We start from the raw sequence: 13,719 nt of genomic DNA, 5'->3' as shown, positions 1-13,719 counted from the left end.
CAGATAGAAGTGTCCTGTAATTCCTTTGGCTGGCCGCTCAAACGCCATAGCGCACCCCCAGAGCCGACTTGCGCTGCTGGAGGAGATAGAGCGCCAGTAACACCACAAAGGAAAATACGATCATCGCCGCGGAGAGCCAGTGGGCCTGGGTGTATTCCAGCGCTTCGACGTGGTCGTAAATCTGGACGGAGACCACGCGGGTCTCTCCGGGAATATTGCCGCCGATCATCAGAACCACGCCGAATTCTCCGACAGTGTGAGCAAACCCGAGTACCGACGCGGTAAGAATGCCGGGTTTGGCCAGGGGGAGGGTCACATGCCAAAAGCGGTTCCACGGGCTGGCTCCCAATGTTGCAGCCACTTCATCGGGCCGTGTTCCCTGCGCCTCGATGGCATTCTGAATGGGCTGGACCACAAACGGCAATGAGTAGAGCAGCGAGGCCACGACCAATCCCCAGAAGGTAAAGGGCAGGGTGCCCAGTCCGAGCATCTCGGTGAATTGTCCCATGGGGCCAGACGGGCCCATAAAAATGAGCAGATAAAAACCGAGTACCGTTGGCGGCAATACTAACGGTAGCGCCACCAGTGCGCTTACCGGGCCTTTAGAGAGAGAACGGGTTTTTGCCAGCCACAGTGCCAGTGGAGTACCGAGTAGCAACAGCAAAATCGTAACGGTTGTGGCAAGCCGCAGTGTTAACCCGATGGCTGCGAGGTCGGCGTCACTCAACATGTTCATCCCCGGCTTGCGAGGGGGTGCTGTAACCGTAGGCGCGAATGATTGCGTGCACCTCGGGGCTTTGGATAAATCGCCAGAATTCCTGTAGCGCCGGTATACCAGCGGCGCCCTTGAGAATGACCGCGTCCTGTCGGATCGGCTTGTAAAGCTTGGAAGGAGGGATCCACGCGGACCCTTCGGCGATGTGGCCTTGCTGGAGGATCTGCGGCAGCGCTACCAGCCCCAAATCTGCATTGCCGCTCGCTACAAACTGAAAGGTCTGGGAGATATTTTCTCCCTGCACCCAGCGCGCACGGGTTAAGTCTTCCAGTTCGAGATGTTGCAGCACTTCAAGCGCTGCCGCGCCGTATGGGGCTAGCTTGGGGTTGGCCAGTGCAAGCTTGTTGTATTCGTTGCCCCTGAGCACTTCTCCGTCGGCGTCCACAAACCCGGGCTTGATGGACCATAGTGCAAGCTTGCCTTCGGCATAGGTATAGCGGCTGTCGGCGTCAGCGAGTTTCCGCTCTATTAACTGCGCAGGCTTCGCCTGGTCGGCAGAAAAAAATGCCTGGTAGGGCGCCCCATGGCTGATCTGGGCGAAGATTTTCCCGGAAGAGCCAAATGCCAGTGTCACCTTGTGACCGCTGTCTTGCTCAAATTGTTTGGCAATATCACGCATGGGCGCGGTGAAGTTTGAGGCTACCGCGATGATTAGCTCGTCCGCCCGTGTAATTGTCGGGGAGAGCAACCATAAAAGAAGTAATGCGCGCACTGTTGCGCCCCTAAAGCCCGCGCCCTGCACCAAAATCCTCACCTACACCGTCTTCGAAGTCGTTATATATTTGGGTATATAACGAATAATGGCAAGCCCAAACTCGCCTTCCTGTGGTCGGGGGAGCCGCTAAGCCCGAGAAGTCAGCGGCAATGAATCGGGGAAGGTGGCTGATGTACTTAAACGTTACGCCGGTGAATTCCTTATTTCGTGTGCGAGGTGTTCCATTTATGGAACGATTCCGTTATAAAGCGTTCCTTATATCGAACGACTGCGGGAACTGCAGGTGGACAAACTCTCTCTCGATAACCTGGGGCGGCATCTTCAGAACCTGAGGATGGCTCGCGGTATCTCGCTCTCACAGCTTGCGGCGGCAGCCGGCATTGCCAAGTCAAACCTGTCTCGCCTGGAGCAGGGCAATGGAAATCCGACACTCGATACTATTTGGCGTATTGCCGTGCAGCTGGAGGTACCCTTCAGTCAGCTGGTCGAGCCAATGACATCGCCGGTAGAAGATGAAGGAGTACTGGTGCGGCTGATCGACCGTGGCGGCGACAACCCCCAAGTCGACGCCTACTGGATGTCATGTGCGCCGCAGACGTTGCGTGTTGCCGAAACGCATACACCTGGCGCGACAGAATCGGTAATGGTCATCAGTGGTGTGCTGGAAGCCGGTCTCGAGGGGCATACCAGACTACTGGGCCCGGGTGAGAGTCATAGTTTCCCGGCCGATCATCCTCACCTCTATCGAACCGGAGATGCCTGGGCCACGCTGCTGGTTACGATCGTTTACGCTGCTCGCGGAGAAGAAACGCTGTGAACTTACAGGCTGAGACTAGCAACAATCGCCCGTGGCTGATGGGGGTACGCGAATCCATTCCTTTGCTGGGCGGTTATATTCCGGTGGCGATTTCTTTTGGGCTTATTGCCGTCCAGTCCGGATTCAGTAGCTGGGAAGCCGTCGCCATCTCCGTGCTGATTTACGCCGGTGCCTCCCAGTTCCTGTTTGTCGCCATGGTCGCCTCCGGTGCTCCTCTGTGGTTTGTGGTAGTGATGACGCTGCTGATTAATGCGCGCCATGTCATTTATGGGCCCAATCTGGTTCCCTGGCTGACCGGTAGCCGCTGGTGGCCCTGGCTGATGCACGGACTTACGGATCAAATCTTCGCTCTGGCGCATACGCGCTTGCCGCAACTCGCCCCGGACGAGCGAGTTGGCTGGTTCTTCGGTAGTAGCTTGCTGGCCTGGTTCAGCTGGATTGGTGGCACTGCGCTTGGGGCTGTAGCGGGTAAGGAACTGACACAACAATGGCCGTTATTTGCCGAGGTGATGCCATTTGCCTTGCCGGCGCTTTTCCTGGTGCTGTTGGCACCTCGGTTTACCTCCCGACTTTGGTCGCTTGCGCTCGGTAGTACTGTGGTGGTTGCGCTGGTCTTTTCACTGAATGGCATGACGAATGCGGCGATTCCGGTTGCTGCGATTGCCGGCGCTGTGGTCTTTTTCGGGTTGGGCGCACTCAAGTAGCCATATTAAGAGGGAAGTAGAGTGGACACAGGACTAGCGAGCGAGCTGGGGACTGGAATGGGCGTTGACCTCTGGGCGGCGTTGATTGCCGCGGCGATCGGGACCTACCTGATGCGCGCACTTCCGTTAGTGTGGATGCGGCGCCATCTGCTGCGGCGCAGCACCAAGAATACCCTGGAGGCCATGCCAACCTGGCTCAGTGTGCTCGGGCCGCTTATGATCGCGGCCATGTTTGGCGTGTCACTGGTGCCGAGCAAGCTCAGTTTGGCGTCGGGCCTGGCGACAGTATTCGGCGTACTGGTAACGATGGTGGTCTGGGAGAAAACCAGATCACTGGGGTGGCCAGTGTTGGCCGGTGTCGCTGTATACGGGGTTGTGATTTTCCTGGCCAGTTTCCTTGTTTGATTTTTGGATCATTAGGTAGTTGCCAAACTCTCTAGCTTTGATGTTTGTCGTCATCGACCGGCCCGGCAGAATCAGCGCTGATTGCGGCCATTTTTTCCATTAGCGCGGTTGCGGCATTGTCGGTCAGCCGCTGCCCCTCTTCGATGTACTCCCAAACCGTTGCATCACTCTTCCAGCCGCCTTGCTTTTTGATCAATTCAAAATCTACCTTTTCACGTGCCGCGGAGGTGGATAGCCCTCGGCGGAAGCTGTGGCTGCTCAGGTTGCCAATAAAGTCAAAGCCACACTCAGCGCCCAGTTGCTTCAGTAGCTGATTGATTGCGCCTGGGTTGAGTGGCTTGCGCTGAACCTGATCCCAGCGGTTTACCGCACAGAATACGGGTCCTTCCGTCATATCGGCTGCCGCCAACCAATCTCTGAGGGCGGATGCCGGGCACACCGATTTGTCGCCAAAAGGGAGGGCGCGCTGCATGCCTTGGCCCGTCTGGTCTGTCTTTGATCGCGGCAAATGCACAATCAGGCCATCCTCCTCCCATATCAGATCTTCAACCCGAATCGCGACCAGCTCGCTGCGTCGAAATGCTCCGAAGAATCCCACCAGGATCAATGCCAGGTCCCGATACTTTTTCCTGCTGTCCGTGCGTGCGCGCAGGTGGCTGGCCATTTGCGCGATGTGCTCCAGCCGCAGGGCCTTTGCCTTTTGTTTGGGCTTGGCGTGAATGCGGCGGATGCCGTTCATGGTTTTCTGCACCAGCGGTTCCTGGGCCGGGTTTGCGATGCCCTGGTAGCGGTGCCACTGCCCGATAGCGGTCAGGTGTAAATCAAGAGTCCGTGGGTTCAGTGTTTGCGCGCGGCCAAGCAGGTATTGGGTCAAGGTTTCGCTGTCCGTGGGTAGCCGTCCGCCCCATTTCTCGAACTGCCGAATTGCGGAACGGTACGCCTTGCGGGTGCTTTCTGAGGTGGCGGCATTCAGGTACGCCTGCACGGTTTCCCTGGGCAGTTGCTTGCGGGGTTCCGGCGTATCGAGTCGGGCGGATTCAAGGCTTGGCGATTCGAGGCTTGGCAGTTCGAGAGGAGACTTTTCCATATCCAGGGTCGTGTCCAAAAGTTGGATTCTGTACTGGTGAGGCGGGCATTTTCTCACACTAAGAAAACATAACCCACGATAAGTTTAATTATCGTGGGTTAGAAATTCGATGTTAAAAGGTGAGCAAAAAAGAAAAAATTATGCATTATTACGTAACACGTAATACAGTACGAAATTAACCGAAACCGAGAATAAAGGAATCGGCCAGTTCGGCCGACAAGGAACCAAAATGGCACGTACAGGCGTCAACTATTTCGATATCGTCCAGGCAGCAGACACCATCAAGCAGCGCGGCGAAGAGCCAACCGTCGATCGCGTGCGGGAGGAGCTGGGTACCGGTAGCAAAAGCACGATTGCGCCCTTGCTGAAGCGCTGGAAAGCGGAAACGGGCAATGCCCAAAGTGAAATTGGCGGTCTGCCGAAAGATCTGGTGGATGCGTTAAAGGGTCTGCAACAGCGTATTCAAGACGATGCTGATCGCAGAATAGATACCGTACGTGAAGAATCCGAGGAAGCGCTGGAACTTGTGCGGGCAGAACTTGTGGAGGCGCGAGTAGTTCTCGCGGAGCGTAGCGCCAGCCTGCAGGAGCTGGAACAAAAGCTGGGTAGCTCTGAAGAAAGCAATCGGGAATTACACAAATCTCTGGATGAATCGCGAGCAGCTCTGGCTAAAAGTGAATTTCAGCGAGAGGAGGCGGGCGTGCGGATTGCCGAACTCCGCAATAGCGTCGATGAACTCAAGCAGGAGAATCGTACGGTAAGAGAGCACTTCGAGTTTTTTCAGCAGCGAATCGCCGATGATCGCCAGCAGGAGCGGGACCAGTTTCGCCAGAGCACCGCGCAACTGAACGGGCAGATCGCCCATCTGAATGAGCAGCTATCCGTTGCCGGGCGACGCCTTGATGAACGTGAACAGCAGTTTGCGGAGCTGGGTTCTCGCAGCGCAGCGCAGGCTTCAGAACTGCAGCTGGCGCAACAGGCGCTCACTGCCGAGCGCGCGGAACTTGACTCAATGCGGCAGCACCATAACGCGCAGGCGATTAAATTGCAGGAAAGTGCCGCGGAAATCGCGCAGCTGAGAGATCAGGTTGCCGGTCTGTCGAGCAGCAATGCGGCCTGTACCCGGGATTCCGAGCTGCAGCGCCAAGCGTGCAGTAAACTGGAAATCGAGATTAAGCGGTTGCGCGAGAACTTGACGTCACTGCGTATGGAACACCAACAGGCGCTTCAGGAAAAGGCGGAGCTGAAAGGTCAACTGGTGCAGCTGGAACGCGCAGTGCAGACACAGGACACTGCGTTGCAGCCGTAGTTCGGTAAGGGCGCTCTATACCTTTTCATTGGAGTCTGTAAGTATGCGGCCTGAACCGCGACTAATAACGAGCAAGTATAGAAAACGGCAATATGAGTGATTCAGAGGGCAGTGACAGTTTCGTGGAAGAGGGAAGCTCCGGTGTCGAGCGTGACGCCGCTGTTTCTGGTCCCTCTGGCGCCACCGTAGAAGAACAGCTGGTTGATCCGCAGTTTCTGGCGGAATTACGTGCTCAGATGCTCAAATTTGCGCGCCTGCAGCTGCGCGATGACGATCAAGCGGAAGATGCGGTGCAGGAAGCGCTAGCCGGGGCGCTGAAAAATATCGAGTCCTTTGCCCGCCAGTCGGCCCTGAAAACCTGGGTCTTCTCGATTCTCAAATTCAAAATTGCCGATGCCCTGCGCTACCGTCAGCGGGTTATTGCCTCCAGTCAGCTCGGCGACGAGGAGCAGCGGGAGCAACAATTTATGGATGCCCTGTTTAAAACCAATGGTCACTGGCACCGGGCAGAGCGTCCGACCAGCTGGAATGGCCCGCAGGGGGGCGTGCAGAGCGACCACTTCTGGCGAGTATTTGACGCCTGCTTGAATGGCTTGCCGGAAAAGCAGGCGCGGGTGTTTATGATGCGGGAATTTATCGAGCTGGAATCCGAGGAAATCTGCAGCCAGTTGTCGCTGTCTACCAGTAACCTTCATGTGATTCTGTACCGCGCCAGGTTGCGCTTGCGTGAATGCCTGGAGAACAGCTGGTTTGAAACGTCCGCAGCAAGATCGAGAGGGGAATCCACGGCATGATGAACTGCAAACAAGCCACTCGATTGCTCTCGGAACAGCTGGAGCGACCATTACACGGGGGTGAAAAACTCCAGCTGAAATTGCATCTGCTGATGTGTCGAGGCTGTCGCAATTTCGGCGATCAGATGCGCACCTTGCGCCAGCTGTCGAAAGGCTACGCGAAGACAGCATCTGAGGCGGACGGGAAAGATGGAGCCGCACGTGGCAGCTCCGATCTAGACTCTTGAGCTTAAACGGGTTCTTCGACTGGCTCTGAAGCGCCACCTGTAGGGCCAGCCTTGGCCCCATACCAGAACTGGTAAAAGTCCTCGGTAACCTTCTGTTCGATATTCGTCGCCTCTTCACGAGGGCAGAACAGGGTGATCGTCAAAACGTCGTGTCCAAGTTCGCTGGTGCTGAATTTGATTTTCGGTTCGGTGCCAGCCAGATCAACGCCCATACGACTCTCGATCAATTTGCAGTAGCGTTCGGCCACATCCTTGAAGGATTCGCAGTGCTCCAGCACGCGCTCGGTGATGTAGGGCTTGATGGCAAATGGATTTTCGCCCTTGTTCTCACGCACGATGGCAAAAGTATGCTCAATGTAGCGGCGCATGAAATTCAGGTTTTTCACCGGTTGGGTGAAGAACACGTTGTTGGGTACGTACAGGGTGGTACCGGTATAGCCGTTACCGAGGCCGTGCGGATCAATTTCCAGCAGGGTGGTGCTCAGCCAGTTGTTGTCGATGACCTCGCCAAACTGGTCACCAATCCGCACCCAGTCGCCAATGGTGAAAGAGCGCATGCTGGCCTGGTAGAGCCCTCCCACAAGGCAAGCGACTACATCCCGCAGCGCAATGACAATGGCCACCGAAAACGCTGCGATCGACAGCGCAAAATCCCGTAATTCAGAAACCCAGATTGCAAAAAGACTGATCACCATCAGCAGGTTGCTGAAGTTGTGCACCATGTGAATTCGGCGCCGAACATCCTGGCGCGCCCAGCCGGACTTCTTGAACAGAAGCGTCAGCAGGAAGCGCAACAGAATTACCGTGGCAATGAGCAGCAGGCTCAATACCAGCTTGTTGTCCGCAAACTTATGGTACAGCTCGATCAACATGAAAAACCCAGGACGCTCGGTGAAAAATCAGGAGGGATAAATCAGTTTAGCCAGTCACCGCGGCAAACCGAGGCTGGATGTTAAACAGCCGTTGGGTGTAATACAAGGGCGCGGAAATCCACCGGTAGTCGCAGAGTCTGTCAAAAACCCGTGATGGTGGTCAGTTGATACTGACCGCAGCAGCATCATCGGCAAAGCTGAGATAGAAGGACATATATTTGTGCATGGCACTGATTGTTGGCAGGTCACTACCCATGGTTTCCAGCAGCACTGGGTGAAACGCGATCAGCTGCGCCATTCCCAGGTGATGGTCACCAGCAGACTCCTGGGATAGCGCATCAGCCGTTACCTCTGCGGTGCGCTCTGCCATTTTGGGCGCGGCGCCGTTTTCGATCAGTGTATCCTTGAGTGCGGCGATAAAACGCTGGAAATGCGGTGCTTCCGCGGAAAACAGTTCGATGGCGTTAAATATTTTCTGTCCAATTGACATGGTAATCTCCCCCGAGAAAATGAGGGCGCATCCTAGCGGAATCGCTAATGGGAACATACGTCCCAAAGGGCTAACACCATGAATTCAATGACAATATTTTCGCGCGACAGCAACAGGCGGACGAGCGGCTTATGACGGACGTCACACTTCACCTATGGGGAGCGCGCACCTGAAACCTCTACGAAACCCATTTCGCATGCTGCCCGCCACCGTTCGGCTACTGCTCGCCAGTGTTGCCACAAGCCTGCTGCTGCTTGTGACAGGCTACATCGTCTATTTAAACCGTGGCCCAGAGCTGCCGATCTGGCTGACGACCGAGCTGGATGAGGAGTTCACCGAGGAGGCACAAGTAGCCAGCTTCACGGAATACTTGGCGCTGGAAGACCGGTTGTTTGCACAACTTGACGGAGAAATTTACGCGAAAACGGCCCCGGCCACTGAGAGCAGTTTCAATCGCTACCAGAGGGGCAGTTTGGCGGACCCCGCACGCTGGTCGCCCAACTGGAATCGCAGTTTCCTGTTGGAGCGGGACAATCCCCGCGCAATGGTATTGCTGTTGCACGGACTCACCGATGCTCCCTATAGCCTTCGTCACCTGGGGCAGCGGTTCCACGAATCCGGCGCCACGGTGCTGGGGCTGCGAATCCCGGGGCACGGAACAGCGCCGTCCGGGCTGACCACCGTCAGCTGGCAAGATATGGCGGCGGCCGTCAAACTCGCAATGCGCCATTTGGCGGAAACCGGAGAAGGGCGCCCCATCTACATCGTCGGCTATTCGAATGGCGCGGCGCTTGGGATCCACTACGCGCTTAGCACGCTGGATAACCCCGAATTACCGCGGGTTGAGAAGCTTGTGCTGTTATCCCCGGAAATCGGTATCTCACCGGTGGCGGCACTGGCGGTATGGCAGGCCCGGGTTGGGCATTTCCTGGGGATGGACAAGGTAGCCTGGGATAGCGTGCATTCGCTGGAATACGAGCCCTTCAAATATGGATCCTTTGCCATCAATGCCGCTGCGCTTTCCCACGAGATTACCAGGGAGATCAAAAAGCGTGTCAGAACGCTTTCCGAAGAGCGTGCGCTAGGTGACATGCCTCCCATCCTCTCGTTTTCATCAGTGGTAGACGCCACGGTAGAGGCGACCGCCGTGGTGGAGCATCTCTACAACCTGCTGCCAGAAGGCGGGCATCAACTGGTGCTCTTCGACATCAACCGCCAGGCGCAAATAGAGCCGCTTCTGACGTGGAAACCAGACCGGATGCTCGCCGCGATTCAGCAGGCTCCGCACCGCAACTACACCCTGACCCTGGTAACCAACGCCGGCAGGGGGTCTTCGGATGTCGTCGCTCGCCACTGGCCAGAAGGAGAGCAGGGCGGCCACCTCCAAGAGCCACTGGGCCTGCGCTGGCCGAAGAATATTTATTCCCTCTCCCATGTCGCCTTGCCTTTTCCGCCAGACGACAGCATTTACGGTGGGCGCCCCGAGGGTAAGGGCCCCGGAATTCAATTGGGTGGCCTGGCTCTGCGCGGCGAACGCGGTGCTTTGCGTATCAGCGCTGCTGCGCAATTGCGATTACGCTGGAATCCATTCTATTCGTGGCAGGAGGATCACACTGTGCATTTTCTCAATATGACTCCTTCGTCTGGCGCATTCCCATCAGAGAATCTCCACGTCAGTGAAAGAATTCGCAAACATGACCAGTAACGTGCCGGAGAATCAAACTCACAAACGCCTTCTGTTGGTCGGTGCAACGGGCCTGGTCGGCAAAGAAGTGATGCGGCAGGCATTGAGTAACCCGCAGGTTGTGTCCGTGGTCGCCCCGGTGAGGCGCCAGTTAACCGTATACCCCTCGTTAAACGCACACCCTAAATTACATGCGCCCATCGTGGACTTCGATCAGCTATCAGGGACAGAGGACTGGTGGGAGGTAGATGCGGTGATCTGCACCCTCGGTACTACGATGCGCAAAGCGGCTTCTCGGGAAGCATTTTTCACGGTAGATCACGACTACCCATTGGCGGTTGCGCACTTCGCCAGACTGCACGGCACACCAACTTATGCACTCAATTCTGCCGTCGGGGCTGATCCGGACTCGCGCTTTTTCTATAACCGAACCAAGGGAAAGCTTGAACATGCGTTGCGAGGTGTTGGGTTCGAATCCTTGACGTTTGTGCGTCCGGGATTGATTGGCGGGCAGCGTGATGAGTTTCGTTTCGGTGAACGTGTGGCTGCGGCACTTCTCAAGATTTCCGGGCCCATATTGCCGCGACGTTGGCGTATTAACCCGGCGGAGAAGATCGCGCGGGCGCTGCTGGATGCAGCACTCAGGGCCCCACAGGGTGCCCATATCGTAGATTCCGCTGAGCTGGCGTGAGCCTGAGCAAAGTGTTTTATCGCTTAGCGCAACAATGCAGAGAGAATTCGGCTGATCAACTCTCCCTGGCGAGTACAGCCGGTTTTTTCGAAGATTTTCTTCAGTTGATTTCGCACTGTGGCCACACTGCGTCCCCTGATATCGGCGATCGCCTGGATATCCTGGCCGATGGCAAGGCTTTCACAGATTTGCGCTTCAGCTTCCGTCAGATCGAAATATTTGGCGATTTGACGCGCAGTAGGAAGAGGGCGGCCGTTTGAATCATATACTGTTACCAGCGCACCGCCTGAAAGCAGTTCACTACTTTCAATGGGGCAGATGGTTAATATCAAAGGGCTGCGATCACGCCTTTTAAGCAAAAGTGCCTCGCTGCAATAGACGCCCTGTCCCATGCTGGAACGTACAACCTCGGCTGAGGTTCTCATAAAGATTGCCTGAAGCTCTTTCTCATCGAACGTAAATCGCTCATCGTGGATACTCAGGCACCGCTCACGTTGAATCAGCTCACGTGCTGCCCGATTTGAATAAATTATCGACGAAAAGCTATCCAGCACAAAAGTCGCATCCGGCAGTATCTCAATGACCCCAGACAGCGAATCCGCTATTCGGCTGCGGGACGCCATTTGCCGATAGAGCTGAATCGTTTGACGAATATGTGGCACCAAACGATTGAGGGACTCCAGATCACTGCGTAGAAAAGCGCCCTGGGCCACGGTACGTTGGATACTGAGGAAAAACGTATGCGTATCCGATCTGTCGATTACCAGCCATGCAGAATCGAGCATGTCCTGCTCGGTTTCCCATTTTTCATAATCTTTGTCCGGGTGAAACTCCAGTAACAGCGGTAGCGCAGACTGAAACTGTCCCGGCGGCTGGCGGACCGCATGATTGGTAACCACATCCTGCGCGATCATGTTGTTTTCCTGGTACCAGGCCAGGAATTCCTCGGACAGACCGTGATACCAGAGATGGTCGATTTGCATGGGGCTTCTGCGAACTACGATGAGCTGTGAAGCGCAACCATGAACTGCGTTCGCCAACGCCTCAAGGAATGCATGAAAACCGCTGCGATTGGTCAATGAGCCATAGAGCGCGAGAATCAGGCTGTGTTCTTGTTCGAGTACTGAAGCCATATGGGGAGCTATTTGGTGTAATCCGTTGATTTTAGCGAAGCGGAAGCTGAGCCTCTACAATCATAGTTCGCCATGTGCGTGTGCGCATAATATAGATTATGTTAAATGATGTATTTAATGGTGAGAGTGAGGTTTCTGCTACTGCCGACTGTCACTACTGAATGCCCACGATTACTCCGGCTGACCGCCATCCTCCAGCAGCTCTATGGAAAGTCGGCAACCCAGTTCCGTAAAGAACTTTTCTAGAGAACTTCGCTAACATCGATAAATCCTGCCCGTCCGGCCAGTAAATATCGCGAAAAATCTCTGTTCGCACGGCATAGATTGATATGTGGCGAAACTGCGCGATCTGAGTGCAGGATTCGAAACTCTTGCTTCTCGCCTTTAACTTCTAGCGACATCAATAACGTTGCGAAAAAGCTAGATGCCCCTGTTCGGGGCTTGAGAATTTAAGTGCACAAGAACATGCACCAATTAAAACAACCAGGTATGCCACGCGTTTACGCGCTAGTAGCAAGGTCAGCCGGCACGCTTCAGTAACTGCAGCATTTCACGACTCAATTCGCTGGCAACTTGCGCCAGATCAAGGCCAACTACTTCGCCGTTATCGACAACTTGGCGGCCGTCTACGAAGCTTGTTTTCACTTTTACAGGTTCGCCGGCCATCACTGGAGCTAACGTGCGTGCATGCACTCCGGTGTATCGGTAATGCGCCAGATCGTAGACCACCAGATCCGCTGCGCGGCCAATCGCCAATTCACCTGTAATGTCCAAACCCAGCAATCTGGCGCCGTTTACGCTCGACCAATCCAGGCAGCGTTCCAGTGTTGTGGCGTCAGGTCCATGTACGGCCCGGTGCAGCAACCAGGACAGATTTGCCTCCTGAATCATGGAGGCAGACTCAGAAGATGCAGAGCCATCAACCCCCAGTGATACCGGCATGCCGGCCTTATCCATTGCGGTCACTGGCGCAATACCGCTGCCGAGACGGCAATTAGAGGTTGGGCAATGGCTGATTCCGGTACCGGTTGCAACCAGTTGCTCGATATCTGCCGTCGTCGCCTGTACCAGATGTGCAAACCAGACATCGGGCCCTAACCAGTCGCAACGGGCGGCATACTCGACGGCAGAACAGCCATGCAGCGCCTGGGCCTGGGATTCGTCGAAAGGGACTTCGAGAAGGTGGGAATGTAGTCGTAAGTCGTATTCTCGGGCGTAGGCCGCGAGTGCGCGTAGGTCCTCTGCCCTACTCGAGTGAATCAAACTGGTTGGCGCGACGACCAGCTTGCGCATGGCATTGGAGTGTGGCTGATGATAGCGACTGCGGCTAGCGTCGATACGCTCGAGCATGGTATCGATATTTTCGGGGCGAATACCGGCCCGCGCCATGCCTTTATGTGAACCGGAGACGGTTGCACCGCCGCGACATAGCACGAGACGGATACCCAGATCCTCCGCCGCTTGCCACACCGCATCCTCCAGTTCCTCGGTTACACCGGCATGGTAAAGGTAATGGTGGTCTGCGCAGGTGGTTCCTCCCGAGCGCAGCAATTCAGACAATCCCAATGTCGCGGCGAGATACATCAGCCGGGGAGTGAAGTGTGGCCAGAAGCGGTAAGGAACTGATGCCAACCACTCCCCTAGTCCCTGATTCAAGCCTTCGGGCACGCCTTTCAGTACAGACTGGGCAAGGTGATGATGGGTGTTGACGAGCCCCGGCAGTACAACACATTGACCGGCGTCGATTAGCGTTTCGCCGGGCGCTGGAACGAGATCCCGGCCCAGTTCTGAAATGTAGCCATTGGTAATTCTAAGGTCGGTCACATTCCCGGACTGGGGAGCGTGAACCGCTTCTGCATTTTTGATCAGATAATCCACGTGTAAATTCCTTGGACAATTACAGACCAAGAGCAATGTCCAGGAACGACCCGACCGCTTCTACTCTGTCCGATGTTATTACGATTACTGTTGTGACGGAGGCCATGTATCGACAATTTAGTATCAAAAATTGACTAT

The 13,719-nt window shown here is 55.5% G+C and carries 15 protein-coding genes; 8 read left to right on the top strand and 7 right to left on the bottom strand.

The window, feature by feature from the left end; translation table 11 throughout:
• Positions 1–37: 37 nt before the first annotated feature.
• Both modB and modA read right to left on the bottom strand, forming a co-directional pair.
• Positions 38–730: a molybdate ABC transporter permease subunit gene (gene modB / locus GRX76_RS12880; RefSeq protein WP_160153687.1), complete on the bottom strand. Its 693-nt coding sequence runs from the start codon at positions 728–730 to the stop codon at positions 38–40.
• Positions 720–1,517 carry a molybdate ABC transporter substrate-binding protein gene (modA, locus tag GRX76_RS12875; protein ID WP_236250648.1) on the bottom strand — a complete coding sequence of 266 codons (798 nt, stop codon included), beginning with the start codon at positions 1,515–1,517 and terminating at the stop codon, positions 720–722. The genes modB and modA overlap by 11 nt, the downstream gene beginning before the upstream one ends.
• Positions 1,518–1,773: 256 nt before the next feature.
• Between modA and GRX76_RS12870 the strand changes: the two genes are divergently transcribed.
• Genes GRX76_RS12870 through GRX76_RS12860 form a run of 3 tightly spaced genes read left to right on the top strand, consistent with a single transcriptional unit; the run spans position 1,774 to position 3,416 of the window.
• Complete coding sequence (locus GRX76_RS12870) at positions 1,774–2,307, top strand: helix-turn-helix domain-containing protein (RefSeq protein ID WP_160153686.1); 534 nt, start codon at positions 1,774–1,776, stop codon at positions 2,305–2,307.
• Positions 2,304–3,011, top strand: coding sequence for an AzlC family ABC transporter permease (locus GRX76_RS12865; RefSeq protein WP_160153685.1), 708 nt, complete (start codon positions 2,304–2,306; stop codon positions 3,009–3,011). The genes GRX76_RS12870 and GRX76_RS12865 overlap by 4 nt, the downstream gene beginning before the upstream one ends.
• Before the next feature lie 21 nt (positions 3,012–3,032).
• On the top strand, positions 3,033–3,416 hold the full coding sequence (locus GRX76_RS12860; RefSeq protein ID WP_236250356.1) for an AzlD domain-containing protein: 384 nt from the start codon (positions 3,033–3,035) through the stop codon (positions 3,414–3,416).
• Positions 3,417–3,447: 31 nt separating this feature from the next.
• Here the strand turns inward: GRX76_RS12860 and GRX76_RS12855 are convergent, their stop codons facing one another.
• Positions 3,448–4,503: a tyrosine-type recombinase/integrase gene (locus GRX76_RS12855; RefSeq protein WP_160153684.1), complete on the bottom strand. Its 1,056-nt coding sequence runs from the start codon at positions 4,501–4,503 to the stop codon at positions 3,448–3,450.
• 229 nt (positions 4,504–4,732) lie between these two features.
• Here GRX76_RS12855 and GRX76_RS12850 point away from each other — a divergent pair, with 229 nt between their 5' ends.
• The 3 genes from GRX76_RS12850 (at position 4,733) to GRX76_RS19405 (ending at position 6,833) form a co-directional block, all read left to right on the top strand.
• Positions 4,733–5,812: a DNA-binding protein gene (locus tag GRX76_RS12850; protein ID WP_160153683.1), complete on the top strand. Its 1,080-nt coding sequence runs from the start codon at positions 4,733–4,735 to the stop codon at positions 5,810–5,812.
• A 92-nt stretch (positions 5,813–5,904) separates the two neighbouring features.
• Positions 5,905–6,606 (top strand): RNA polymerase factor sigma-70, encoded by a 702-nt coding sequence (locus GRX76_RS12845; RefSeq protein WP_160153682.1) that lies wholly within the window; start codon positions 5,905–5,907, stop codon positions 6,604–6,606.
• Positions 6,603–6,833, top strand: coding sequence for a zf-HC2 domain-containing protein (locus GRX76_RS19405; RefSeq protein WP_160153681.1), 231 nt, complete (start codon positions 6,603–6,605; stop codon positions 6,831–6,833). The genes GRX76_RS12845 and GRX76_RS19405 overlap by 4 nt, the downstream gene beginning before the upstream one ends.
• Before the next feature lie 2 nt (positions 6,834–6,835).
• On the opposite strand, the gene GRX76_RS12835 is transcribed toward GRX76_RS19405, so the two are convergent.
• Both GRX76_RS12835 and GRX76_RS12830 read right to left on the bottom strand, forming a co-directional pair.
• On the bottom strand, positions 6,836–7,705 hold the full coding sequence (locus tag GRX76_RS12835; protein WP_160153680.1) for a mechanosensitive ion channel family protein: 870 nt from the start codon (positions 7,703–7,705) through the stop codon (positions 6,836–6,838).
• A 160-nt stretch (positions 7,706–7,865) separates the two neighbouring features.
• Complete coding sequence (locus GRX76_RS12830) at positions 7,866–8,195, bottom strand: hypothetical protein (protein ID WP_160153679.1); 330 nt, start codon at positions 8,193–8,195, stop codon at positions 7,866–7,868.
• Positions 8,196–8,391: 196 nt separating this feature from the next.
• Between GRX76_RS12830 and GRX76_RS12825 the strand changes: the two genes are divergently transcribed.
• Together GRX76_RS12825 and GRX76_RS12820 are read left to right on the top strand one after the other, a co-directional pair.
• A complete protein-coding gene (locus tag GRX76_RS12825; RefSeq protein ID WP_160153678.1) occupies positions 8,392–9,900 on the top strand; it encodes a carboxylesterase in 1,509 nt (502 codons plus the stop codon).
• On the top strand, positions 9,890–10,570 hold the full coding sequence (locus tag GRX76_RS12820) for an NAD(P)H-binding protein (RefSeq protein WP_160153677.1): 681 nt from the start codon (positions 9,890–9,892) through the stop codon (positions 10,568–10,570). Before GRX76_RS12825 ends, GRX76_RS12820 begins: the two co-directional genes overlap by 11 nt.
• Positions 10,571–10,593: 23 nt before the next feature.
• Here the strand turns inward: GRX76_RS12820 and GRX76_RS12815 are convergent, their stop codons facing one another.
• Positions 10,594–11,703, bottom strand: coding sequence for a helix-turn-helix transcriptional regulator (locus tag GRX76_RS12815; RefSeq protein ID WP_160153676.1), 1,110 nt, complete (start codon positions 11,701–11,703; stop codon positions 10,594–10,596).
• Positions 11,704–12,222: 519 nt separating this feature from the next.
• Entirely contained in the window at positions 12,223–13,581 is a 1,359-nt protein-coding gene (locus GRX76_RS12810) for an amidohydrolase family protein (RefSeq protein WP_160153675.1), read from the bottom strand.
• Positions 13,582–13,719: the final 138 nt, after the last annotated feature.

It is taken from the genome of Microbulbifer sp. ALW1 (assembly GCF_009903625.1).
In the GTDB taxonomy this organism is placed as follows: domain Bacteria; phylum Pseudomonadota; class Gammaproteobacteria; order Pseudomonadales; family Cellvibrionaceae; genus Microbulbifer.
The sequence above is the reverse complement of the archived record's forward strand: the minus strand, read 5'-3'. Positions and strand labels throughout refer to the sequence as shown.